Origin of the sequence: Arthrobacter sp. StoSoilB22 (assembly GCF_019977315.1) — a bacterium.
Taxonomy (GTDB): domain Bacteria; phylum Actinomycetota; class Actinomycetes; order Actinomycetales; family Micrococcaceae; genus Arthrobacter.
In genome coordinates this window covers 2,363,148-2,385,411 of the sequence record NZ_AP024652.1, presented here as the reverse complement: position 1 = coordinate 2,385,411, position 22,264 = coordinate 2,363,148, and the positions used below count along the sequence as shown (strand labels likewise).

At 61.4% G+C, this 22,264-nt stretch carries 20 protein-coding genes and 1 tRNA gene; 3 read left to right on the top strand and 18 right to left on the bottom strand.

The window, feature by feature from the left end:
* Positions 1-9: 9 nt before the first annotated feature.
* From epsE to LDN70_RS11035, 13 genes are all read right to left on the bottom strand, one after another.
* Positions 10-1,233, bottom strand: a complete 1,224-nt coding sequence (gene epsE, locus LDN70_RS11095; RefSeq protein WP_223940337.1) for an exopolysaccharide biosynthesis GT4 family glycosyltransferase EpsE — start codon at positions 1,231-1,233, stop codon at positions 10-12.
* A 20-nt stretch (positions 1,234-1,253) separates the two neighbouring features.
* On the bottom strand, positions 1,254-2,093 hold the full coding sequence (locus LDN70_RS11090; RefSeq protein ID WP_223940336.1) for a YveK family protein: 840 nt from the start codon (positions 2,091-2,093) through the stop codon (positions 1,254-1,256).
* Entirely contained in the window at positions 2,081-3,511 is a 1,431-nt protein-coding gene (locus tag LDN70_RS11085; RefSeq protein WP_223940335.1) for an O-antigen ligase family protein, read from the bottom strand. The genes LDN70_RS11090 and LDN70_RS11085 overlap by 13 nt, the downstream gene beginning before the upstream one ends.
* A gap of 17 nt (positions 3,512-3,528) precedes the next feature.
* Positions 3,529-4,770, bottom strand: coding sequence for a rhamnosyltransferase WsaF family glycosyltransferase (locus LDN70_RS11080; protein ID WP_223940334.1), 1,242 nt, complete (start codon positions 4,768-4,770; stop codon positions 3,529-3,531).
* Positions 4,767-5,702: a DUF6492 family protein gene (locus tag LDN70_RS11075; protein ID WP_223940333.1), complete on the bottom strand. Its 936-nt coding sequence runs from the start codon at positions 5,700-5,702 to the stop codon at positions 4,767-4,769. The genes LDN70_RS11080 and LDN70_RS11075 overlap by 4 nt, the downstream gene beginning before the upstream one ends.
* Positions 5,699-7,195, bottom strand: coding sequence for an oligosaccharide flippase family protein (locus LDN70_RS11070; RefSeq protein WP_223940332.1), 1,497 nt, complete (start codon positions 7,193-7,195; stop codon positions 5,699-5,701). Before LDN70_RS11070 ends, LDN70_RS11075 begins: the two co-directional genes overlap by 4 nt.
* Entirely contained in the window at positions 7,192-8,256 is a 1,065-nt protein-coding gene (locus LDN70_RS11065) for a glycosyltransferase family 2 protein (protein WP_223940331.1), read from the bottom strand. Before LDN70_RS11065 ends, LDN70_RS11070 begins: the two co-directional genes overlap by 4 nt.
* Positions 8,257-8,261: 5 nt before the next feature.
* Positions 8,262-8,924 (bottom strand): acetyltransferase, encoded by a 663-nt coding sequence (locus LDN70_RS11060; protein ID WP_142939182.1) that lies wholly within the window; start codon positions 8,922-8,924, stop codon positions 8,262-8,264.
* Positions 8,921-10,084, bottom strand: a complete 1,164-nt coding sequence (locus LDN70_RS11055; protein WP_223940330.1) for a DegT/DnrJ/EryC1/StrS family aminotransferase — start codon at positions 10,082-10,084, stop codon at positions 8,921-8,923. Before LDN70_RS11055 ends, LDN70_RS11060 begins: the two co-directional genes overlap by 4 nt.
* Positions 10,081-11,100 carry an NAD-dependent epimerase/dehydratase family protein gene (locus LDN70_RS11050; RefSeq protein WP_223940329.1) on the bottom strand — a complete coding sequence of 340 codons (1,020 nt, stop codon included), beginning with the start codon at positions 11,098-11,100 and terminating at the stop codon, positions 10,081-10,083. Before LDN70_RS11050 ends, LDN70_RS11055 begins: the two co-directional genes overlap by 4 nt.
* Positions 11,097-12,206 carry a Gfo/Idh/MocA family protein gene (locus LDN70_RS11045; RefSeq protein ID WP_223940328.1) on the bottom strand — a complete coding sequence of 370 codons (1,110 nt, stop codon included), beginning with the start codon at positions 12,204-12,206 and terminating at the stop codon, positions 11,097-11,099. The genes LDN70_RS11050 and LDN70_RS11045 overlap by 4 nt, the downstream gene beginning before the upstream one ends.
* Positions 12,207-12,263: 57 nt before the next feature.
* On the bottom strand, positions 12,264-13,943 hold the full coding sequence (locus LDN70_RS11040) for a sugar transferase (RefSeq protein ID WP_223940327.1): 1,680 nt from the start codon (positions 13,941-13,943) through the stop codon (positions 12,264-12,266).
* Between the two features lie 267 nt (positions 13,944-14,210).
* Positions 14,211-14,468, bottom strand: a complete 258-nt coding sequence (locus LDN70_RS11035; RefSeq protein WP_142939187.1) for a hypothetical protein — start codon at positions 14,466-14,468, stop codon at positions 14,211-14,213.
* 39 nt (positions 14,469-14,507) lie between these two features.
* Between LDN70_RS11035 and LDN70_RS11030 the strand changes: the two genes are divergently transcribed.
* Positions 14,508-14,741, top strand: a complete 234-nt coding sequence (locus LDN70_RS11030) for a DUF5703 family protein (RefSeq protein ID WP_011774832.1) — start codon at positions 14,508-14,510, stop codon at positions 14,739-14,741.
* A gap of 32 nt (positions 14,742-14,773) precedes the next feature.
* On the opposite strand, the gene LDN70_RS11025 is transcribed toward LDN70_RS11030, so the two are convergent.
* Together LDN70_RS11025 and LDN70_RS11020 are read right to left on the bottom strand one after the other, a co-directional pair.
* Entirely contained in the window at positions 14,774-15,934 is a 1,161-nt protein-coding gene (locus tag LDN70_RS11025; RefSeq protein ID WP_142939188.1) for an acyl-CoA dehydrogenase family protein, read from the bottom strand.
* A gap of 16 nt (positions 15,935-15,950) precedes the next feature.
* Positions 15,951-17,255, bottom strand: a complete 1,305-nt coding sequence (locus LDN70_RS11020; protein WP_223940326.1) for a M20/M25/M40 family metallo-hydrolase — start codon at positions 17,253-17,255, stop codon at positions 15,951-15,953.
* Between the two features lie 269 nt (positions 17,256-17,524).
* Between LDN70_RS11020 and LDN70_RS11015 the strand changes: the two genes are divergently transcribed.
* Positions 17,525-17,610 (top strand) — tRNA-Leu (locus tag LDN70_RS11015).
* Between the two features lie 183 nt (positions 17,611-17,793).
* On the opposite strand, the gene LDN70_RS11010 is transcribed toward LDN70_RS11015, so the two are convergent.
* The 3 genes from LDN70_RS11010 to LDN70_RS11000 are packed head-to-tail and all read right to left on the bottom strand — an operon-like array spanning position 17,794 to position 21,433.
* Positions 17,794-18,720 carry a MaoC/PaaZ C-terminal domain-containing protein gene (locus LDN70_RS11010; RefSeq protein WP_223940325.1) on the bottom strand — a complete coding sequence of 309 codons (927 nt, stop codon included), beginning with the start codon at positions 18,718-18,720 and terminating at the stop codon, positions 17,794-17,796.
* Positions 18,717-20,069, bottom strand: coding sequence for a 3-oxoacyl-ACP reductase (locus LDN70_RS11005; RefSeq protein WP_223940324.1), 1,353 nt, complete (start codon positions 20,067-20,069; stop codon positions 18,717-18,719). Before LDN70_RS11005 ends, LDN70_RS11010 begins: the two co-directional genes overlap by 4 nt.
* A gap of 11 nt (positions 20,070-20,080) precedes the next feature.
* Positions 20,081-21,433 (bottom strand): acetyl-CoA C-acetyltransferase, encoded by a 1,353-nt coding sequence (locus LDN70_RS11000; protein WP_142939192.1) that lies wholly within the window; start codon positions 21,431-21,433, stop codon positions 20,081-20,083.
* Here LDN70_RS11000 and LDN70_RS10995 point away from each other — a divergent pair.
* Positions 21,432-22,220 carry a TetR/AcrR family transcriptional regulator gene (locus LDN70_RS10995; RefSeq protein ID WP_142939193.1) on the top strand — a complete coding sequence of 263 codons (789 nt, stop codon included), beginning with the start codon at positions 21,432-21,434 and terminating at the stop codon, positions 22,218-22,220. The genes LDN70_RS11000 and LDN70_RS10995 overlap by 2 nt on opposite strands.
* Positions 22,221-22,264: the final 44 nt, after the last annotated feature.

The window sequence follows — 22,264 nt, the reverse complement described above, 5'->3', positions numbered from 1 at the left end:
GGAGTTGGTTCAGATCCGTGCTGCCATGATGCGGGCGCTCTTGGAGACGTCGTAGGATTCGCCAAGAGTTATCCGCGCCCGCTGTCCCATGGCTGCAGAGCGCGAGGGGTTGTGGAGGGTGTGCAGTATTGCCGCTGCCAGGGATGCGGGATTACCGGGATCGACCAAGGTGCCGGACTGTCCGGTAGCTATCAGGTCCGGGACGCCCCCGGCTGATGTGGCTACCACGGGAACCTCCATGGCCATGGCCTCCATGATGGCCACACCCAGTGGTTCCTGGTGGCTGGCCAAGGTGAAGATGTGTGCTCTTTGAAGTTCTTCCTTGACCCTGTGCTCCGGAACGGCACCGAGGAGCGTTACCCGCTGTGTGAGATCGAGTTCCTTGATGAGGTTTTCCATGGCTTGCCTGTAGCCCTTTCCTCCGATTTCGTCCTCGCCTGCGATGGTCAACTCGACGTCTATTCCGGTGTCTGTGATCAGACGGACCGCTGTGAGGAGTTCCTCGTGACCTTTGCTGGGGTTGAGCCGGGCACAGCAGAACAGCCGTGCAGGTCCTGCACCGTCCCACGGGACGTAAGGTGCGGTGCGTGTGAAGGCGGCCAGTTCCACCCCCATGGGGGCGACACTGACGTCCGCAGGCATGACGTCCTCAAGTTGCTGCAGGGTTTCACTCAGTAGCCGTTCGGTGATGACGAGGGAGAATTTGGCGTTGAGCCATTTCTGGTGCTGGTTTGGGCCGTAGTCGCTGAGGGGGCCATGGAGCGTCAGGCTGTAGGTGATGCCGGTGATCATATGGGCGAACAGGGCTACCTGGGCGGCGTGGGCGCAGGAATGGACATGTATGTGCTGCCACCCTCTGGTGCGCGCGTGCCGGGCCAGGGCGGCTCCTGCCCAGAGCAGTCCTGCCGTTTGCAGAACGTCGCGGGTCTGAGCCGGGGTCAGTGCGGGCTGCCGGTGGATGCCGGACGCTGCTACCAGCGTGTCAAGGTGGCGGAGTCCGGCCAAGGCCGTCGTGGCTGTGCCGCCGATGCCGGACAGGCCCGGTGGGACCAGGTAATGAATCTTAGGTAGTTGGTCCTGTGCCCAGGGAGGCACGGTCCCGGGCTGCTGTGGACGGCGGGTGGAAACTGGCTCCGGCTGGTGCCCGAGGTCGGTCAGTGCTTTGAGTTCACGCCAGAAGAAGCTGTGCGTCTGACCTGGGAATTCCGGCACCAGGTAACCAAATCTGGTCATTGCTGCATCGTCCCCAACCGTTAGCGGCTGTTGGTTGGTTGAACAGATGGTGTGGTGGTGGTTCTTCTATCTTCGTGGGGTTCAAGTGGGTGGATTGCCACCAGGGGCTCCGAAATCGGCAGAGCCTTGTCGTCGAAGGTTGGGTCCTTACCCGGCAGTACTAGCGTCGGGTTGCTTTCGGAGATCTTACGCAAGCTGCGCTTGCGGGGATCGTTTTTTGATTTACTCTCCCGATTCCTGGTGGTCTCCACCGCGCGCGCCAGCGAGACTGCGCCAAGTGTGAGAACCAGACCGGCAACCACCACGACGATGACGGACCTCAACCTGCTGGAGAACTGTTCTGTGGCTTTCTCTGGTGAAGCTACGACCAGTGCCGTGAACAGGTATCTATCAGAGGCGCCGTTGATCGCTTGGATGGTCCTTAGGTCTTGCTCCAGGCGCTCCCCCAGCGCCTTGGCGGTGCTGATTGCCTGGGCCTTGTCATCTGAGATTCCGGAGATGTCGATGAGGAAGGCGTCCGAGGGCCGTTCTACCTTGTAGTCCGTGCTGAGCCCTTGTTCTGCAAGGAAATCGCCCGTAGCAACATCGTTCAGACGGGTCACAGCTACCTGGGCTACGAGGGAAGTGTCGGCAGAGCGCAGGTAGGGGTTGTCAGTGTTGAGCAAGCCCAGGGCAGGATCCTTTTCGATCTGTTCCGCCGTTGGTACCTGTGGGGCGACTATGGCGTAGGTGGTGCGGGCTTCGTATGTTCTGGGGGCGTAGGAAAACATGTAGACCGCCGCCACCGCCGTCAGCAACAGGACGGGGAGTACGAAGATTTTGTAACGCCACAGGGTTTTGATGACGGCTACGGGGTCCATGATCTCTCCTTGGGGAGTAGTTTCTTCGTGTTAAGCGGCGGCCGCGTTCGGCCCTCTGGTGCAGCAGGATATTTTTGATGTTCGAGCTCCCGCCGCACCATGTTCCACGTTCCTCCGGACAGCCCGACGATGAAGGGATAGGCGAGCGCGAAGACCGGGAATGACATGGAGTCGAACGTCAGGGAGCAGATGGCGGCAACGATTCCGGCAGCGGCGACGGCGCCCGCGAAGCATCGCAATGCGGGAAGGCGGGAAGCACGGGCGGCGAGGAGGGCGGATATGCCTGGGAACGTCAGGTAGGCGATCATGCCCACCAGACCCACCAGACCGATGGTGACTGTTGCGTTCAGATATTGGTTGTCGAGGATGTGTATGGCGTTGGTTGGCATGTAGTTTCCCGGACCTACGCCGAAGAACGGATGTTCATCCACCATTGCCGCCACCCGGGGGTAGTTGTTGGTTCGCGTGGTAATGGACGGGTCGCTTTCTCCCGCTGTCAACGATGCTCCCAGAGTGCCAACCAGGCCAGGGACGCCGAGAAACAAGACGGCTACGATCACGGGGGCCGCAACGAAAGCCCAACGCCTGGCAACCCGGGGCAGGAAAGGCAGGAAAACAGCCATTCCGGCCAGCAGGCCGAGGATCCCTGAGCGCGAGACTGTTGAGGCGATGGCGAAAACCAAGAGTGCTGTGATGGTCCAATGCACCCATTTCCGGCCTTTTTGATCGTACAGGCTCCGCCATATGGACAGCGGAAGAAGCATTGCGCAGACAACAGCCATCTCGATTGAATGGAAGGTGCTCCCCGAGACACGCATCAACGACCCACGTATCTGGAATGTTGTGTTTCCCCCGTTGTTGGTGAACCCGGGCATCGCCATTTGCAGGAACTGCATGGGATCAACACGGAAGAAGAATTGAACAGCCGCCACGAGACAGCAAAATGCCGCACCAGCCAACAGGGCCCGCGTCAAGGCCATGGCTGCGTTCAGCGTCCTCACGGCTTCCGCCGTCACCAGAATGATTCCTGCACTGGCCAGCAGGAGAATCAGCCATCTGTCAGCTGCAGCGCGTGCAGGGCTTTCGCTTCCTCCCGTGTAGCCGGAGTACATCGCCGCATAGGAGGCACATGTTCCCACCCAGAGGATAACCAAGCCCATGCGGCCGGGATGGCGGGTGTCCAGGGGGTTGGTCAGGCCAAAAAGGACAGAGCACAGCCAAACCGCCAAAAGAAGCAACGCAATCATCAGCGGCAACGTCCCTACAGCTCCCAGCGGTTTGAGCACCATATTGGAGGGAAAGAAGAAGATAGCGAAAGCGGCAAATTTAATCAACAACGGCAGGTGTGCGCGGGGGGATAGTCCGCTGACGTTGAGATCATCCAGCCCCATGGGCGCCGGCGCGGGCTGGAGATTCATGCGATTCCTGGAGATCCTCATAACAACCCCGGACTTCCGGGCTCGTTGGCGCAGACCAATTCAATAACCCTGGCAAAGTTCTCCCGTGACACTGACCAGTCCAGACGCCCCCGTTGCGCAATGGCCGCCGCACGTGCGGCTATGTTGGGGGCTTCCACTGCTTGTGCAAGAGCCTCGGCCATCCGGCCGGGGGTTGCCGGAGCCCACACGACGTCGGGGTCCCTCATCACCTGTTCCGAGAACGTCGATTCATTGATGACGGGAACATTGCCGGCAGCCATCAACTCTTCGGGGACAAGGGAGATGTTGGTGTAGGAGATCGCAAGTCCGGCGATGGTGCGGTTGTACAGTCTGTTCAATTCGGCAGGGCTTAGATTGCCGTGGTTGTTCACAGGGATGGACCATCCTGTGATCCTGTCCCCGTATACGTGGATCTCCTGCTCCGGGTGCAAGGAGTGGAACTGCTCCAAGGCCAGCTTGGCCAGGAGGTACCCGCGTCGATCCACAGCACGCTTCGCGTAATAGACCACCCCCTGGCGGGGCGCCTGACGTTCTCCGGCGTCCAACAGTCGGTACGTTGCGGTGTCACAGGCGAAGGGCACCGTCGCGGCGGGTTCCTGGCCTATTTCCGCTTTCATGACGGGGGTGATCATTTCTCCGAGGGCGATGTTGGTGAACCCCAGGCGATAACTGTTCTCAGCGAGCCAATACAACGTTCCCCGGGGGTAGAAGTAGGGCTCGTAGTCCTGGATGAAGTAGAAGCCATGCACGTCCGGTCCCCGACGGGTCGCGGCCGCATATGCGGTTGGCCACGAACTTGCGACCACCGCGTCCAAACCTTCGAGACCTTCGGCAACACTTCTGATGCCGGCATCAACGTCCGGCCAGTATTGCCGGATGACGGAGGCGTGACGGGAAACGTCGTCGCTGTTTCGATCGTAGAGATACAGTGTGCAGCGGTGGCCGCGGTCAGCCAGGCCCTGGACCATGCGGAAGAAAGTGGTGTGTCCGCCCGAGCCAGGTCCCGGAGGCGTGCACACCCACCCGACGTCAAGGCTGCCCGTTCTGGGACGTGGCTTGTCCACAGCGCCTCGCCTTGCCGCCTCCATAATGTCTTCAGGACGAAGGGGTAGCACAGGCTCATCCAATGCCAGGTTTTCAAGGGCTTTGGCGGCTGTCCTTTGCAGCACCTTCTTAGTGACCGAACGCCAGCCATGCTCTCTGGCGTGGGTAAGAACGCGGCGGTAAATGCTTCTCACTGGAGATCACCCCGTTCGGACCCGAGCGAGGAGTCAAGGTACGACCGCAGCGCACGCCTGCGCACGTCCAGCGGTATCCCGGCCTTGGCGGAGAGCATCACCACATTCTTGTTTTGGGTTGCCCCGCTGAGGAGGCGTTCGATTTCTGCCTGGCTCAGGGGTACCTCGGCGGTGTGGACAATCCCCAGCATTTCGCTGACGGCCGGGACCGTTCCGCCGGAGACTTCATCTACGTAGAGGCCATACAACATCATTTCGGAAAAATGCAGTTGTGCTCCCACTGCTGTGGGCCAGTCCCTACCCGTGACATTTTGGATGTGCTGAAGCATGTTTCTCACTACAGCGGGCTCCCATAGGCACGGCCAGCAAATGTAGTCCGCCAAGTCGGAGGCCGGTGGGGGCGCAAGGCCAAGGAGCCGGCGTGCCGTTACATGCCAGAGTCTGTGCCCTGGAAGGGTGTGATCAACGGCACCGGGAGCGCGGTACAGAGTCACTCGACCGTCCTTGCGGAATGTATCGAGGGTTGTCTCGCGTATAAGGATGCTGTCGGAGTCCAGAAGCAACGCCCCGTCAACATTAAGCCTCGCAACTACGGCCAGTTTGATGATTTGTTGGACGATCCAGCCGCGGATCGGCGGCCAGGGGCGGGCGGAATTGATCCATACATTGACTCCCGGGAGCCTGGTGAAAGACCGCGGAAGAAATTCCCGGGCACCGTGCACCTCTGTCCTGGGCCCGCCAAGGCCGGCGAAAGCATGGAGGTCATGATCCGGCACGATGATGTGGTGAGTGACGCCGGGCGCAGTCATCTCAAGGACGGATCGGTTCAGGTCCAAGCACAACTCCCGGTCAGGCAAATAGCTCGGGGTAACCACTGCCAGATCGGCACCTGGAACCGGGCCTGGACCCATGATCGGCAGGTTCGGAATCATGACCGACCCTCCATCGCTGGCGTGTTCCCGGGCAGGGGTTGGCCTTTACGGAGCAGGCCACGCACTGTCCGCAGGAGTACTTTGCCCTGCCGGAACGTCAGCAGGGCATAAACGAATCCGCCCAAGCAGCATCCCAACACGAGTGCCATCACAGGGTCCGTGATGCTGAACGTGGCGATCCGGGCCGAGGATCCCGCAACCACGGCCGCCGCAAGAGGGGCAATACTTCCACGCAACAACTCCCCGGCGCGGACGCCCAGCACTGACGCAAGAACCATGACGTACATAGGTATGACAATCAGGCAGGCAACAGCCGCGTGGGCCACGCCGGCGCCGGCAATCCCCCACCACCGGATACTGAAATACAGTGCGGGTGTGAGGGCAACAAGCCACGCCACCTGGACCCAAAAGAGCCATACAGTCCTCCCTGCACCCACGCTCAAGTCGGCAAAGAGTTCCACAAGAATCCGTGCGGCCCCAAAAACGCCGAGGGTCGCCAGCGCGATGCCTGCAGGCGCCCACGCTTGTCCGTAGGCTGTGACCATCAGCGGCTCTGCAAGTGCGATGATCATCGCCGAGATAGGGAACGCGCAATACGAGACCCCCGCAACAAACCGCCCCGCCAATTCCCCAAGGGTGCCCTCGGCGAATAGCCTGCCGAAAGTGGGCACCGCGGTGGCACGGATGACTGCCGTGATCACCGAGCTCGGAAGACCGGCCAAATTGAAGGCCAACAGATAAAGACCCAGGGCGGCCGGGTCCAACATTCGGCCAATGAGGAGGTAATCCATGTTGAGGGTCACAAACACCACCAGGTTGGCCATGGCCAACGGCATGCCCAGGCGCAGGACCTCCTTGGCCACCGCGCGGTCAAAGCCGGGGGCATACCTCCTTGGCGTGATGACCCAATACCCAACCATGGCGAAGAACTGGCCGCCCACCCTGGACCAGGCCAGCGCCATGGCCCCCCACCCATCCAGCGCCATGGGAACAACGAGCACCAGCACTACCGCCACACTGCCAACGTCAACGACAACCCGCGGCTTCTGCAGGAACTCACGCCACACCATGGTGGACGGAACAGCACCAATACCTTGGAACAGGATGGTCAAAGAGAGTACCTGGATCACTGGAGTCGCCGCGGGGTCGTCAAAAGCTGCAGCCAAAGCAGGAGCCAGGAGCACGGCTCCGGCAGTCATCACTGCGCTGGTCACCAAAGAAATGGAGAAAACAGTTGGTCCGATCCTGTCCGGATCCCCGTTGCCCCTGGCCAACGCCGCTGTAGCACCCAGCTCTGCCATGTTCGTGGCGATGGTTTGCACCACAATAGCCACGGCCAGGGCACCGAAATGCTCGGGCGCAATCATCCGGGCCACGATGATGGTGGTGGCGAATTGGACGATCCTGCCGAGGGCCATGTTGACCCCGCCCCACAGCGTGGCGCTCGCGGACCGGGCGCCCAGAGTGCGGTCCGCACCGCTACCGGTCGTCATGAAATTCCTGTCATGGCCCACAAACGCCAGCGGACGCGCTCAAGCTGGCTCCGGACAAACTCGGCAGCACTCGTTGCCGGCCGTGGCCGACCGCCACGTGAGACACGTGTGATCCTGGCCTGAAGCGCGTTCGCCCTATGGACATTCCCCGGGACATCCTGCAGACACTCAATGAACTTACGCAACTCAATGGCAGTTTCCAGCGAGCCGCCACGGATGACTTCCCTTGCCCCCAAATGCGAGGCTTCCTTGCTGAGCGCACCCTTGGCCCGCCGCAACTGGCGAACCCGCTTTTCTGACGTAATCGGAAAACGGACATCTTCAAGAACCCGGAAGGCCTCAAGCCGATGCTGGAGGTCCACCGCCGCCGCAGCGAACTCCGTTTGGTGCATGTTGTTCCCATGAACCCGGTAGAAAGCCTGCACCGGCCCGTTGACCCGCCCAACATCCCAGGAAGCAGCCGCACGCAACCAATACTCCAAGTCCCCCGAATGTGGCAGCGAGGCACTGTAAGCGCCAACACTCAACACCGTCTCGGTCCGCATTACCACCTCGGGGGACAGAATGAAATTCCGTCCGCGGGCACACGCAAGTGCGAGCCACCGGCTACCCTCCCACACCGTCCACGTGGTGCGCCCATGCAAGGCAACAGGCGGGGGCTGATCAACGAAGTCCTTCGGCAACCCATAAACCATCCCCACGTTCGGGTTGGCCTCCATCAAAGCCACAGCACGCCCCAGTGCACCGGGAGCGATCACATCATCGGCCGAAAGCAGCGTCACGTAACGGCCCCGGGCCCTGGAAAGTCCGTCGTTGTAAGTGGCAATATGCCCTTGGTTCTGCCCATGATGGACCACCGAAACCCGGGGATCCGCTGCGGCAAGCCCCCACGCGATCGCTGCGCTGCCATCCGTGGACGCGTCATCGACCACGATGACGTCCACTTCCACCATCTCCTGCGACAACGCACTATTGACAGCCTCCGGCAGATACCGCCCGTAGTTGTAGCAGGGAATCACCACCGTCACCGTCGGCCGGTTCACCAGGGGCCTGGGCCGCATCACTTTCATTTCACGCCCTCCAGCTCAGGAGAATTACCCCGCCGAATCACCCGGGCCGGCACACCCGCCCAGGTTTCATCCTCAGGAACATCGGCAAGGACAGCGGCCCCCATGCCGATGGTCGCTTTCGCCCCAATGCTCAGGCGCTCGCGGACACTGGCGTTCATTCCGAGGTATGCCGCCCTGCCGATGTGGACGTTTCCTCCGAGCGAGACGCCGGAGGCCAACGTGGCATAGTCGCCGATCACGTCGTCGTGGGTGAAGGTAACCCCCGGCATGGCAACAACATGGTTGCCGATGGTCACGGACGCCGTCATGCTCACGTGGGCGAGGATGATGCTTCCCCGGCCAATCACGCAGCCCTCGGGAACATGCACCGACGGATCTATCGCCGTGGCATAGCGGTCTTCAGCCAAGCCCAAAGCACGGAGCCTCAGCACGACGCTTTCCCGGCCGCTCCCCGTTCCAATGCAAATCAGCAGCAATGCGTGGGGGTAATTCATGGCCTCACGGATCGGACCGAGCACGTGGGCGCCGTCCACGACGCGGCCCAGCTTGTCCTCGTCGTCGTCCAGGATCCCTACGACGTCGAACGGCCCGCTGCTGCGGACCATGGCAAGCACCTCCCGGGCGAGGCCGCTTGCAGCAATGAGAAGTAGCTCGCTCATGGCTGTCCCGCCGCGCGCAGTACGGAGTCGATGACCCTAACTTGGTCGTGCAGTGCAAGTTCGTGGTAAAGCGGGAGGATCAGGGTGTGGTCGGACAACCATTCAGTGACTCCCAGTTCAGCGGCACCTGTATCGGCGCCTGCATAGGCAGGTTGCCGGTGCGCGGCCATGATCCCGCGACGGGCAGATATCCCGTCCGAGGCCAAATGTGCCATCAGAACCTCGCGTCCGACGGGGAAGGCCGGGCCCACCTCAAGCCAGCACGACTGGAAGTTGCTCATGCCGTACTCCGGATCGCTCACCAGGCGGAGACCTTCCACGCCGGCAAAGGCTTGGGCGTAGGTCGCTGCGAGTTCGCGGCGACGCCGGACAACCGCTTCGAGGCGGCTGAGTTGGACGATTCCGACGGCGGCCTGAAGATCGGTCATGCGGTAGTTGAACCCGATTTCGAGGTACTCCTCCGGGGCGGCGAGGAGGCTGGCGTGCCGGTCGGCGGCGGAAACGCTCATTGCATGTTCACGAAGTCGCCGTGCCCTGTCACCGAAGTCCTGGCGCGCAGTGGTGAGCATGCCGCCCTCTCCGGTGGTGAGGATTTTCCGCGGGTGGAATGACCACGCTGACAGCTCCGCGGTGGAACCCACCGGTTGTCCGCGGTAGAGGGAGCCGATGGCGCACGCCGCGTCCTCCACCACAATGATTCCGAGAGGATCGCAGAGTGCCCGGATGGGTTCCAAGTCAACCGGGACTCCGCCCTGGTCAACGGCTATGACCGCTTTGGTGGCAGGAGTCAGTGCAGCTTTGATGGTCGCAGCGGTGACGCAGCCTGTATGAAGATCGACATCGGCAAAAATTGGCCTGGCGCCGACGTATGCAGCAGCATTGGCGGTAGCAATGAAGGAGAAGGACGGCACCACGACGTCGTCACCGGCTCCTACGCCGGCAACAACAAGGGCCAGGTGCAGTGCGGAGGTACAACTCGAGGTTGCGATGGCGAATCCGGCATGCTGGCCAGCTGCAAAAGCGTCCTCGAATTCCCGCACCTTGGGGCCTTGGGCTACCCAGCCGGAGGCGACGACTTCAGCAAGCGCCTGCGCCTCTGCCTCGCCCAGCCATGGCTTCATGACATCAATACGGCCCAGCTGGGTTTCGGAGATAGTCATCGCACACCCACTGCCGGAGCCGTGGGGCGGGCTACCGCGCGGCCTGCGGCGATCTCTTCCCGCAGCGGACGCCACCAGGAGACCAGCGAGCGCAGCCCGTCTTCCAACGCTATGGCGGCCTCGAAGCCCAGGTCCTCGCGTGCTGCCGTGACGTCTGCGAGGCGTCTGGCAACTCCGTTGACAGCCCGTTCCGGGCCGTGTTCCACATCAAGGGGTGAGTCCATGACTTTGAGCAGCGTTTGAGCCAGTTCCGCCAGGCTGGTTTCGGTACCGCTGGCTACGTTGTAGACGCCTTCGCGTACTTCGCTGAGGGCGGCGAGGACATTGGCTCTGGCAACGTCCTCGGTATGGATGAAGTCCATGGTTTGGTCTCCGCTGCCGAAAATCACAGGGGGCAGGCCATCGACTATTCGCTCCATCCAGCGAACCAGGACTTCGGTGTAGAGGCCGTGGACGTCCATGCGGGGCCCGTAGACGTTGAAGTACCTCAGGAGGACGTAGTTCAGGCCTGACATGGCGCGGAAACTCCGGGCCATTCCTTCGTTGAAGGACTTTGCCGCGCCGTAGAAGGTGTCGTTGTTGTGATGATGGTGGGTTTCCTTGGTGGGAAATGCCTCGGCCATGCCGTAAACGGAGGCACTTGATGCTGAGATCAGTTTGTCCACTTTGTGTGTTGCAGCAGCCTCGTAGACGTTGAAGGTCCCGTCCACCAGGACTTCCAAAGCAAGCCGTGGTTCTTCCGCGCATTGGGTGATGCGGATGGCCGCTTGATGGAAGAGGAGGTCCTTGCCCCTGGTAAGGTCGTGGACGAGGTCGCGGTCGCGCAGGTCGCCTTCGATCAGCTGCACCCGGCCAGTGGCGAGGGCTTCGCCGAGGTTTGCGCGGCGGCCCCGGACCAGGTTGTCGAGCACGTCCACGTGCGCCGCGCCGGCGTCGAGCAGCTGGTCAACCAGCGTCGATCCGATGGTCCCGGCGCCTCCGGTAACCAGCACGTGTGCTCCTGGAAGCTCTTTCACCGTACAACCTGGAGGGAGACTTCATTCCCGGCGACAATGGTTGATTGTCCGTCAGTGCTCAAGCTTCGGGTGACGGCTTCGAGCACAGACAGGACGCGGAGCCCGGATTCACCGCTGGTCCGTGGTGTTGTCCGGTTGCGGATGGAGGAGGCAAGTTCGCTTACTACTTGGCCCAGGGGTTCCCGTTCCTGCAGGGCCGGGGACCATGTGTCCCCCAGCCGGTAGGAAATAGCTGAGGTTCGTTTGTCTGCGGCAGACCTGGGTTGGTGCTCCAGGCTGACCCCGCGGTCGTAGACGCTGAGGCGCTGCTGGGGGTTGAGGTCGTCCCACACAAGGGTCCTCTTTGACCCTCCGATGATCATTTGCCGGATTTTGGTGGGACTGAGCCAGTTCACGTGGATATGGACCATGGCGTCGTTGGGCAGACCGAAGGTCAGGTGTCCAACGCAGTCCCTGCCGGTTCCCAGCGGATCCGCGCCGTGGGCGGAAATCTCCGTGGGATGCAGCCCGCCGGGCAGGACGAAGTCCAGGATGGACAGGTCATGCGGTGCCAGGTCCCAGAAAACGTTGACATCCGGTTGGACGAGGCCGAGGTTGATGCGGACGGAGTCGACATACAGGATGTCGCCCAAGGCGCCACTGGCTACCAGCTCCTGAATCTTGAGGACCGCTGGGGTGAAACAGTAGGTGTGGTCTGCCATGAGGACCAATCCCCGCGCCTTTGCCTCTTCCACCATTTCCAAGCCCTTGGTGCGGCTGTCGGCAAGTGGCTTCTCCACCAGGACGTGTTTGCCTGCGCGCAGGGCTGTCATCACCACTCCATGGTGGGTATGCGCGGGAGTCGCTACGGCTACGGCATCCAGATTGTAGGTATCCAACAGCTCGTCCAGGGATTCGACGACGGCCACCCCGCCCACTGTCTCCGCGAGCTTGAGGCCCCGCTCGACGTCGAGATCGCAGATGGCAACAAGATCCCAGTCCGGGCTGGCTTTAAGGTTCCGGGCAAGATTGGGGCCCCAGTACCCTGCCCCGACCACAGCAATGCGGAGCCTGGGCAATAGCCCGTGGCCGTTCAATTGTCCTGATGGAATGGTTCGTATGGTCATTTCCCACTCTGCTTCTGTGTTGACAGCGCGATTCGTTTGGTGTTGGTCAGCTCTTGGCTAGTAGGCTCCGGTCGGTTGGATCATTGCCTTGAAAGTCCGCCACATGATCATCAGGTCTCCCGCTATTGACCAGTTCTCCACGTAGTAGAGGTCCAGTCGAACGGCCTCGTCCCATGGAAGGTCGGATCGCCCGTTGATCTGCCACAGGCCCGTGATGCCGGGTTTGATGAGGAGCCGGCGGTGCGTATGGCGTTCATAGCCGCTCACCTCCCTGGCCAGCGGCGGCCGGGGCCCCACCAAGCTCATATTGCCCACCAGGACATTCCAGAACTGGGGCAGTTCATCCAGGGAGTATTTACGCATCCAACGCCCGCACCGGGTGATACGCGGATCCCCGCGGATCTTGAACAGGACGCCCGCGCCCTCGTCCTGGGTAGTGAGCTCCTCCAAGCGGGATTCGGCGTCCACCACCATGGACCGGAACTTGAGCATGTGGAAGGTGCTGCCTCGCCGGCCAACCCGTTCCTGGCGGAAAAGGATAGGCCCGGGGCTGTCGTGGTGAACTATGGCGGCCAGGAGAAGCAAGACCGGTGACAGGACCAGCAATGCCGACGCCGAAACCGTAATGTCCATCAACCTCTTCAGAGTGTGCTTCCCCCCGGAGTAGTGCGGGATGTCCACGTGCATCAGTGGAAGTCCCTCCACCGGCCGCCAGTGGATGCGGGGGCCGGCTACGTTGGTCAGGGCGGCCGCGAGGACAAGTTCTGCCGCGTTTTCCTCCAGCCGCCATCCGAGCTCCTGAATGAATTGGTTTCCCCCGGGCACGGGGCCAGCCACAATGACCGCGTTGGCACCTGTCTGCCGGACGGTGTCGGCAATACCGTAGATCGATGACAGGACGGGGACGCGACGTTCGTCAACCTTCAGGACCGCACCGCGACGGGCGCCCGGGAGGCATGCTCCGAGGATGTCGTAGGCGGTGCCGGACTTTCGGTTGATCTGTTTGATGACGTACCGGACATCCTGGGGTTCGCCAACAACGATTGCACGGGAAAGGCAGCGTCCACGGGACTTCTCGTGACTCAGCCATCGGCGGAAACTCCACCTGCTGCCGGTGAGCGCCACCAGGCCAAGCGGCAAGGAAACGATGACAAATGAACTCACGGCATCAATACGGAAAACCACGGCCACAATGCCCAGGAAACCAAAGACGCGGAAACTGGCTGACAGAACGCGCTTGTATTCCTCCGGCCCAACGCCAAGGACCTTAGGATCGCGGGTGCGGTAGACCTCCAGCGAACCCAACCAAAGGAGTCCAAGTATCAGCCCCAATACCAGGTGCCGTGAGTAGCCAGGGCTTTGGGCGGAAAGGGACAGGCCATCGGTGTTGAGAACAAAGCCGGCGAAGACCGCAGCAGCGACCAACGCGGTGTCTGTCATGCGGAGACTGTTGGTCAGGGAGTGCGCCCAATCGTCGCCGCCCCGGGCAGTGGGCTTAACTTTTGGCGCTCTGCGGGTGACTGACGGCACGAAATCCAGGGTGACCTCGGATCTTGGTGCCGCCAGTCCCGCCTTTTCAGCCCGTTGTGCAGCAACGGACTTGTCAATCCAGGGAGACGCCGGCGGATTGACGTCGACGATGGCAGTTTTTGCTGGAAAGACTGAATGCGCTGAGGCACGGTCCGCACCCTGGGGTGCCGCTACCTTGCCCGTACGCAAGACTGGAACTTTCACCATGTCAGCCTTCTTCGCAGACCTGCCATTGCCTACATATCAGTGAAGCGGCGGCTCTGTGGTGACGCACCAGTAGTCGGTACTCAAGTTTGCGCAGTATTACCCATCACGCCTACGTGCGAGTACCTATCCGGGGAGGACGGGACTACGTGTTTTTGGTGTCATTCCCTGTGGCGCGAACGGCAGAAATCCAGGCGGGAGTGGGATCTTTTGACGCCGGGAGGGGCATAAAAAAACCGGCCACCCAAGGTGGCCGGTTCATGAGGGTGTTCAGTCCTCCACGATTTCCAAATCTTCGTCCAGGACATCGTCGTCTTCTTCATCCTCGTCATCGAAGACCTGCAGCGGAGTAACCTCGGAGTAGGCCTCGTACAGCGCATCTTCATAGACCTCAAAGGCATCAGCGACGGCGAAAAAGGCCGACTCAACGTTGGGGTCACCTTCACCTCTCCGAGCCGATGCGGCGGCCAGATGTTCTTCCAGGGCGGCGGTCAGTGATTGAAGCGCGACACGCGGATCGATGCTCATGACTTCACGTTAGCCGGAAAAAGACGAAAATGGAGAGGGATGAGAGAACAATTTCCAGGCAGCTCCGTAGAGCGCCAACGAGACTATGCACGTCAGTACGAATACCTCGTTCTGACGGTGGGACCTGACGATTCGTTGCCGGACGCCCGGCGCCGGCTGGCCGAACATTCCGAATACGGCAAGTGGGAACTCGAACGCAGCGTGCTTTACCTGGGAGGCGGGCGGCGCTTCTGGCTTCGCCGCAAGGTCTACTCCGTGCAGCGAACCGTCTGAACCCTGCGACACCACCGGCCGGGTTGATGCAGCTAGTCCTCCAGCGGCCCCAACCATGCATTTGCCACAGTGTTATGGGCGGATTCGTCGTTGGAAGGATGGAAGATTCCCGCCAGGACATCCCTGTAAAGGCGCTCCATCTCGGAACCGCGGAAGTAGCTGGATCCTCCTGTCACCCGAATGGCCAAATCCACCACGTGGCGTGCGTTTTCCGTTGCCCGGGACTTGAGTCCCACAAGTTTGGGGAACCACTGGGCTCCGTGGTCCACCAGGTTGTCCACATCCCTGGCCAGGGACGAGATTTGCGGGGAAATGCCGTCCATCGCCAAGGCGGCATCGGCCACCTTCCAACGGATATCGGGATCCTGGGCGTAGCTCCGGCCACCGTGCTTCGCCGAAACCCTGCGCTTGACGTTCGCTACCCCAAGGGTGAACGCACGCTCGGCAACACCGGTATACACAGCGGCGAGCAACGTCTCAAAGCACGCGAAAATCGCGAAGAACAGCAGGTCCTTACCGGGACCCACCGGCAGTTTGCGGAAGATCCGCTCCGGCGGAACAACAGCACCGTGCAGGAGGGTGGTGTTGGACGCGCTGGCACGCATTCCCAGGGTGTCCCAGTCGCTCAGGGTTTCATGGCCCGGCTCATCTCGCCTGAGAAAGCCGAAGACCAGCTCCCCTGCACCGTCCCGGGCGTCGGCATCCTTGCCGAAGGTTCCCAGCCGGGTCCAGCCACGGGAGAGGCTGGTAAAGATCTTCCTGCCCGTGAACCGGTAACTTCCGTCCGGCAGCGGCTCGGCAACCGTGCCGGAATCGAACAGCATGGAGTCGTTGCCGGCCTCGGAAATGCCGAACGCAAAAATCTCACCCTGCCCCGCCTCCTTCAACACGAAATCCAATGACGTGTCCCCGCGCGCGGTCATGACCTGCGCGACTCCGGTCCAGACCAGGTGCATATTGACGGCCAATGCCGTTGCGGGCGCGGCCGTAGCGAGACGCTGCTGCAACGCAGCCACCGCTTCGAGCCCGAGCCCAAAACCGCCGTCGGCCTCTGGCACGAACAGCTTGAGGTAACCGGCAGCGGCCAGTTCATCAAGGTCTTCGTGGAAGAACTGGTTGTTGTCGTCGTAGCCTGCCGCGCGGCCACGGAGCCGTTCAAGCAGTTCGTCGGGAAGGATTTCTTCGGGACTCACGGCGGGGACCTCCTCGTTAGTAGTTGCTTAGCAGGGTGTTCAGGACCCGTGCGCCGAACTGGAGGGACTCGGCCGGCACGCGCTCGTCAACCCCGTGGAACATTCCCGTAAAGTCGAGCTCGTCGGGCAGCATCAGCGGGGCGAAACCATAACCGGTGATACCAATCTTGCTCAACGACTTATTGTCGGTGCCCCCTGAGAGTGTGTAGGGAAGGACTTTCGCGCCCGGATCTTCAGTGTGCAGGGCATCGATCATGGAATCCACCAGGTTCCCTGCAAAGGGCACTTCCAAGGAAACATCCTTGTTGACATAGCTGATGTCGATGCCGTCGCCGGCGAGTTCCTTGATGGTCTCGAACACCAACTCCTGCTGGCCCGGCAGCGTGCGGCAGTCAACGAACGCCTCGGCTGACTCCGGGATGACGTTGTGCTTGTAACCGGAGCGCAGGTACGTGGGATTGGAAGTGTTCTGAAGGGTGGCGCCGACGAAGCGAGCTACAGTACCAAGCTCCTTGAGGAGGATGTCCGGGTTGTCGGCGTCGAACTCGACGCCGGTCAGTTCAGTCACGCCGTCCAGGAACTGTCGAGTGGTGGGTGTCAGTTCCACGGGCCACTTGTATTCCCCGATCCGGGTGACGGCCCCTGCCAACCGGGTGACAGCATTGTCAGTATTGATTTGAGAGCCGTGGCCCGCCCTGCCATGCGCAACCAAACGCAACCATGACAATCCCTTCTCAGCGGTCTGCAGCAGGTAGGTCCGCTGGCCACCGATCGTGGCGGAGAATCCACCCACTTCCGAGATCGCCTCGGTGGCCCCGTCGAAAAGTTCACGTCGGTGTTCGACGGCGTAGCGTGCCCCGTAGGTGCCGCCGGCCTCTTCGTCGGCGAAGAAAGCAAAAATGATGTCGCGCTTTGGCTTGCGGCCCGTCCGGGCGAAGTTGCGCATGACTGAAAGGATCATGGCATCCATGTCCTTCATGTCTACGGCGCCGCGCCCCCAGATCAGTCCGTCCTTCAGTTCGCCGCTGAAGGGGTCAACGCTCCATTGATCCTTGAGGGCGGGAACGACGTCCAAGTGACCGTGAACTACCAGCGCGTCGGCTGAAGGATCCTCCCCGGCCATGCGGGTTATCACGTTCGCGCGGCCCGGGGCCGACTCGAAAATCTCGGCTTCGAGGCCGACTTCGGTGATCAGGCCGGCCGTGTACTCTGCTGCTGCCCGCTCACCCGGGCCGGTGTCGTCGCCGAAGTTGGAGGAGTCAATCCTGATGAGTTCCTGGCAGATCCGGACAACTTCATCTTCAGGGCGGATGACAGACATGGAAACTCTCCTTGCGTGGCTGGGCTGCAGGTTCCGGCGACGCACGCTGCGGTCTTCGCGGCATCTGGCGTCCCTTGTTCCATCAGCCTACCCATCAGCGGTTGCCGGCGTCCGGAATATTCGCCGTGGTAAGGGCCTGAGATGATGACACCCTCGCCCGGACCAGGGCCGATTTTTCAGCGACCTGAAACCGTGTTAGAGTTTTTCTCGCTGCTTCGGAGGAAAGTAAAGCACCGGAAGGTGCCCAACAAACTATCTGAACACCACCTGCGCGGGTGGCGGAATGGCAGACGCGCTAGCTTGAGGTGCTAGTCCTCGAAAGGGGGTGGGGGTTCAAGTCCCCCTCCGCGCACCATCGCAAGGCCTGGAATCCATGGATTTCGGGCCTTGTTTTGTTTGTATGAAGAACATGCGAGACAGTGCGAGTTTCATCACAACTGTTTCTTTAGTTGTCATTAATGAACAGTTTCTTTAGTTGCCGTTAACGAACAATGGCGGCGGGCACCTGGTGGTGGCCGCCGCCGTTGTTGCTGGTGGATCATGGCAAGGCAGTAACGCTTCCGGTGAAGTGCCGCCTGCCGCTGCGGGGATTCCACGCCACGTAGTCCGAGCGTTCCCAATGCCCCGAATCCGACTGCAGCGTTGTGATGTCCAAGGCAACCCGCGCTGGAAGGAAGACCGGGGCTTCGAATGAGACATTCCAGGCAAATGAGTCCGCCTTGACGGCTCCGACGTCGGCCAGCGCGCGGGAGGCCAGGTACATGCCGTGGGCAATGGATCCCCGCAACCCCAAAGCCTTCGCCGAAAGCACACTTAAGTGGATCGGATTGAAGTCGCCGGAAACCGCGGCGTAGCTTCGGCCGGTGTCCAGGTTGAGTTGCCACAGAGCGGTGGGATGCGGAGGGACAAAATCGCTGGCATCCAAGGCACCGTTCGGACTGCCCGCTTTGTCGATACCCGGCAGGAAGACACCCTTGGCCAAATAGGTTGAAACGCCCCGCCACAGCAAATCATCGCTGGAACCCGCCCGGACTTCGGAAACTACGTCCAGCTGGGTTCCTGCTCTATGCCCGGCAAGGCTCTCCGCCCAGGATCGGATGTCCAGTTCCTGGGCGAACTGAATGGGAGCCAGCTGTTCAATGCGGTTTTTCAGGTGGATCATGCCAAGAAGCGGCAGCGGAAAATCCTCGCGGTTCATGACGCTCATGGACACAGGAAATGCCAAAGCATGCACGTAGCCGGCGGGGAGGGTATCACTGGCTGTCTCCCCCAGCAGATGTTGGTAGGCGGTGAGGTTCTCGACGTCGGCCCGCACTCCCCTGACCTCGTGGCTGACAGCTGGAAGCCGCTTCTTGCCGGTGGAGGATCCAAGGACCCGACGGCGGGCTGCCGCGGCCGCTGCATTGACGTACAGCTTGGACAAGGACGGCAGTTCGCCCAGGACAACTGGCTGCGGATGGTTCATGCTCCCACCAGTTGCTGCCCGCATACGCGCAGTACTTCTCCGGAGATTCCGCCGGCAGCGTCGCTTGCCAGGAAGGCGATGGCCTCGGCCACATCCTGGGGCTGGCCCCCCTGCTTGAGGGAGTTGAGCCTACGGGCGGCCTCACGGATCGCGAAGGGCATTTTTGCCGTCATCTCGGTTTCAATGAAACCAGGAGCTACGGCGTTGATTGTCCCGCCGAAAGGTTCCATCAGGGCCGCTGTGGACCTGACCATCCCTATGACGCCACCCTTGGACGCGCCGTAGTTGGTCTGCCCCCTATTTCCAGCGATGCCGCTGGTGGAAGCAACCGAGACGATGCGCGGTGATTCCTTGAAATGCTCCGATGCCAGAAGGGCTTCGTTAATCCTCAGTTGGGCGGCGATGTTGACCGCGATGACTGACTGCCAGCGGCCCTCGTCCATGTTGGCCAGCAGCCTGTCACGGGTGATTCCTGCGTTGTGGACCACGATGTCGAGCCGGCTATGGCGTTCCACCGCGTGTTCGATGATCCGGTGTCCTGCGTCATCCCGGCTGATATCAAGCTGCAGGGCGGTCCCGCGTACTTCGTTGGCTACTGCTGCCAGATGATCCCCGGCTGCCGGGATGTCCACAGCTACCACTTTGGCTCCGTCGCGGTGCAGGGTTCTGGCGATTGCTGCACCAATGCCGCGGGCCGCGCCTGTAACAACTGCTACTTTGCCGGCGAGTGGCTTGTAGGCGTCGTTCGGCAAGCTGCCGGACGTTGAGCGGACGGTGATGAACTGTCCGTCCACGTAGGCGGATCGGCCTGAGAGGAAGAACCTTAGCGCCCCCAGTGCTGAGGGACTGGTTGTTGCCAGATGCTCGTCCAAGTGCTCGTCCAGGAGAATGCCGTTGGCTGTGGCGCCCGCCCGCAGTTCCTTGGCAAGGGAGCGCAACATCCCATCAATGCCCTGCCGCGCAGCAGCCGATGCCGGGTTGCGGGCTGACTGCGATGTCCGGGAGATAGTGATGACACGACCGTTGGGCGATAGGTCCCGCAAGGAAGCGGCCGCGGTCAGTACTGGTTTGCCCAGGTCCTCGGGGTGCTGGACGGCATCAAGGACCAGGATGATAGCCCCCAGCTTTTCCTTAGGCAACGCGTTGCGCCTGACGTCCAAACCCCATCCAAGCATTGTGGTGGCAAGGTCATCTGCGCCGGCGCTGTCGCCGCTTACCAGGACCGGACCGGTAACGAGGGGTGCGCCGGGTTCGTGGCGTCGAAGAACCACCGGTTGAGGCAGACCGAGCTTCTTGGCCACGTCCTTCCCTAGTCCCTGACTTACAAGCTGTGTGTACTTATCAGTCATCGCGCTCCCCCTTAAGCTGCTTCCAGAATCGCAACGACACCCTGACCGCCGGCGGCGCACACGGAAATGAGGCCACGGGCAGGGCGGCCGTCTACGCTGCCCTTCTCATGCAGCATTTTTGCAAGGGAAGCTACGATCCTGCCACCTGTAGCGGCAAACGGATGGCCCGCAGCTAGCGAGGATCCATTGACGTTGAGCTTGGCACGGTCCACCTTTCCCAGTGCGCCATCCAGGCCCAAACGCGTCCTGCCAAAATCTTCGTCCTCCCACGCGGCAAGGGTGCTGAGCACCGTCCCGGCGAAGGCTTCATGGATTTCGAAGAAATCGATGTCCTCGAAGGTAAGGCCGTGGCGGGCCAGGAGGCGTGGCACAGCGAAGACCGGCGCCATGAGGAGGCCGTCCTTGCCATGGACGAAGTCCACGGCGGCCGCCTCGCCGTCCAGGACCGTAGCGAGCTTGGGCAGGCCGTGGGCGTCCGCCCATTCCCCCGTTGCCAGGAGGACCGTTGATGCGCCGTCTGTCAGGGGTGTGGAGTTGCCAGCGGTCATAGTGGCCTCGGAGCCGAGCGTCTTCCCAAAGACGGGCTTCAGGGTGGAGAGCTTCTCCAAGGTGGTGTCCGCGCGCAGGTTTGAATCCCGGTTCAGGCCGCGGTACGGGGTGATGAGGTCATCAAAGAAGCCCCGCTCGTACGCGGCCGCCAGATTGCGGTGGCTGTTGTAAGCAAGCTCGTCCTGGGCTTCCCTGGTAATTTTCCATTGTGCGGTTGTGAGGGCCTGGTGCTCACCCATGGACAATCCCGTGCGGGGCTCTCCGGTGTTGGGCGCGTCCGGGGCCAGATCCTTGGGCCGGATCCGGCCGATGATCTTTAGTTTCTGCACCGTGGTCTTTGCCCGGTTCAGATCCAACAGGATTTCACGCAATCCTTCACTGACAGCAATCGGGGCATCGGATGCCGAGTCCACCCCACCGGCGATACCTGAATCAATCTGTCCCAACTTGATCTTGTTGGACAGTCCCAGGACTGTCTCCAAACCTGTGGCACAGGCTTGTTGGAGGTCGTATGCGGGGGTTTCCGGAGACAAAGCAGAGCCGAGCACAGCTTCCCGGGTGAGGTTGAAGTCCCTTGAGTGTTTGAGGACCGCCCCGGCTGCTACCTCGCCGATGCGTTCGTCCTGGAGCCCGAACCTGGCAATGAGTCCTTCCAAGGCCGCGGTCAGCATGTCTTGATTGGAGGATTTTACGTAGGCGCCGCCGGTGCGGGCGAACGGGATGCGATTGCCGCCTACGATGACCGCCGAACGCGATGCTTGTGGGGTGGTAGCCGGTTCCAAGGGCCCGTTCGTTGTCACGTCTGCTGCAGCCATGCTTGTCTCCTTCGATCAATGCCAGTTACTGATACCCAGCGTACCTGATACGCTGGGTATCGTGAACAGTCGCCACGAAGAATCCGCCGAAGCCGCCGGCTCCCCGCAGCTTGCCGTTGAAGTACCCGGTGCAGTGGACGCAGACGCGGTAGTGGATGGACGTGCAGCCCGGTGGCAGTCCCACCGTGAAGAGCGCCGGCGCGAACTCATCAAAACCGCGCGAAGAGCCGTCCACAGTCTTGGAAGCGATGCCTCCATGGAGGAGATCGCCGGGGCCGCCGGAACATCCAAATCAGTCTTTTACCGCTACTTCGGGGACAAGGCAGGTCTCCAGCAAGCCATGGGTGAAGTAGTGCTGGGGCAAATGCAGCGACGCATGCAGGAGGCCACCCAGCTGGCGCAAACTCCTCGCGAGGGACTCTTTGCCATGGTGTCGGCATATCTGCAGATGGCCGAATCCAGCCCTAACGTCTACGCCTTCATCACCCGGCTTACTCCCGGGGAGGCTTCGGCCCAGGATGCCATCGCGGCCTCGGGCGCCTTGGGCAACTTCTTCGAACAAATCACGGACATGATCGCAACTCCCATGCGGGAGCACCTTGGCGGAGAGAAGGAAGCGGTCATCGTGTACTGGCCCACAGCCGCTATTGGACTCGTGAGGAATGCCGGCGAAATGTGGCTCGGCAGCCCCGCAGGCAGCACCAAACCCGATCAGGCAACCATGGCCGCCCAGATCACGGACTGGCTGTGCCTGGGCATCGCCCCGGAACTTAGAAGCACCACCTGACATCAGCAATGACTCATCAGTTGTCGGAACCAAAGAAGGAAGCA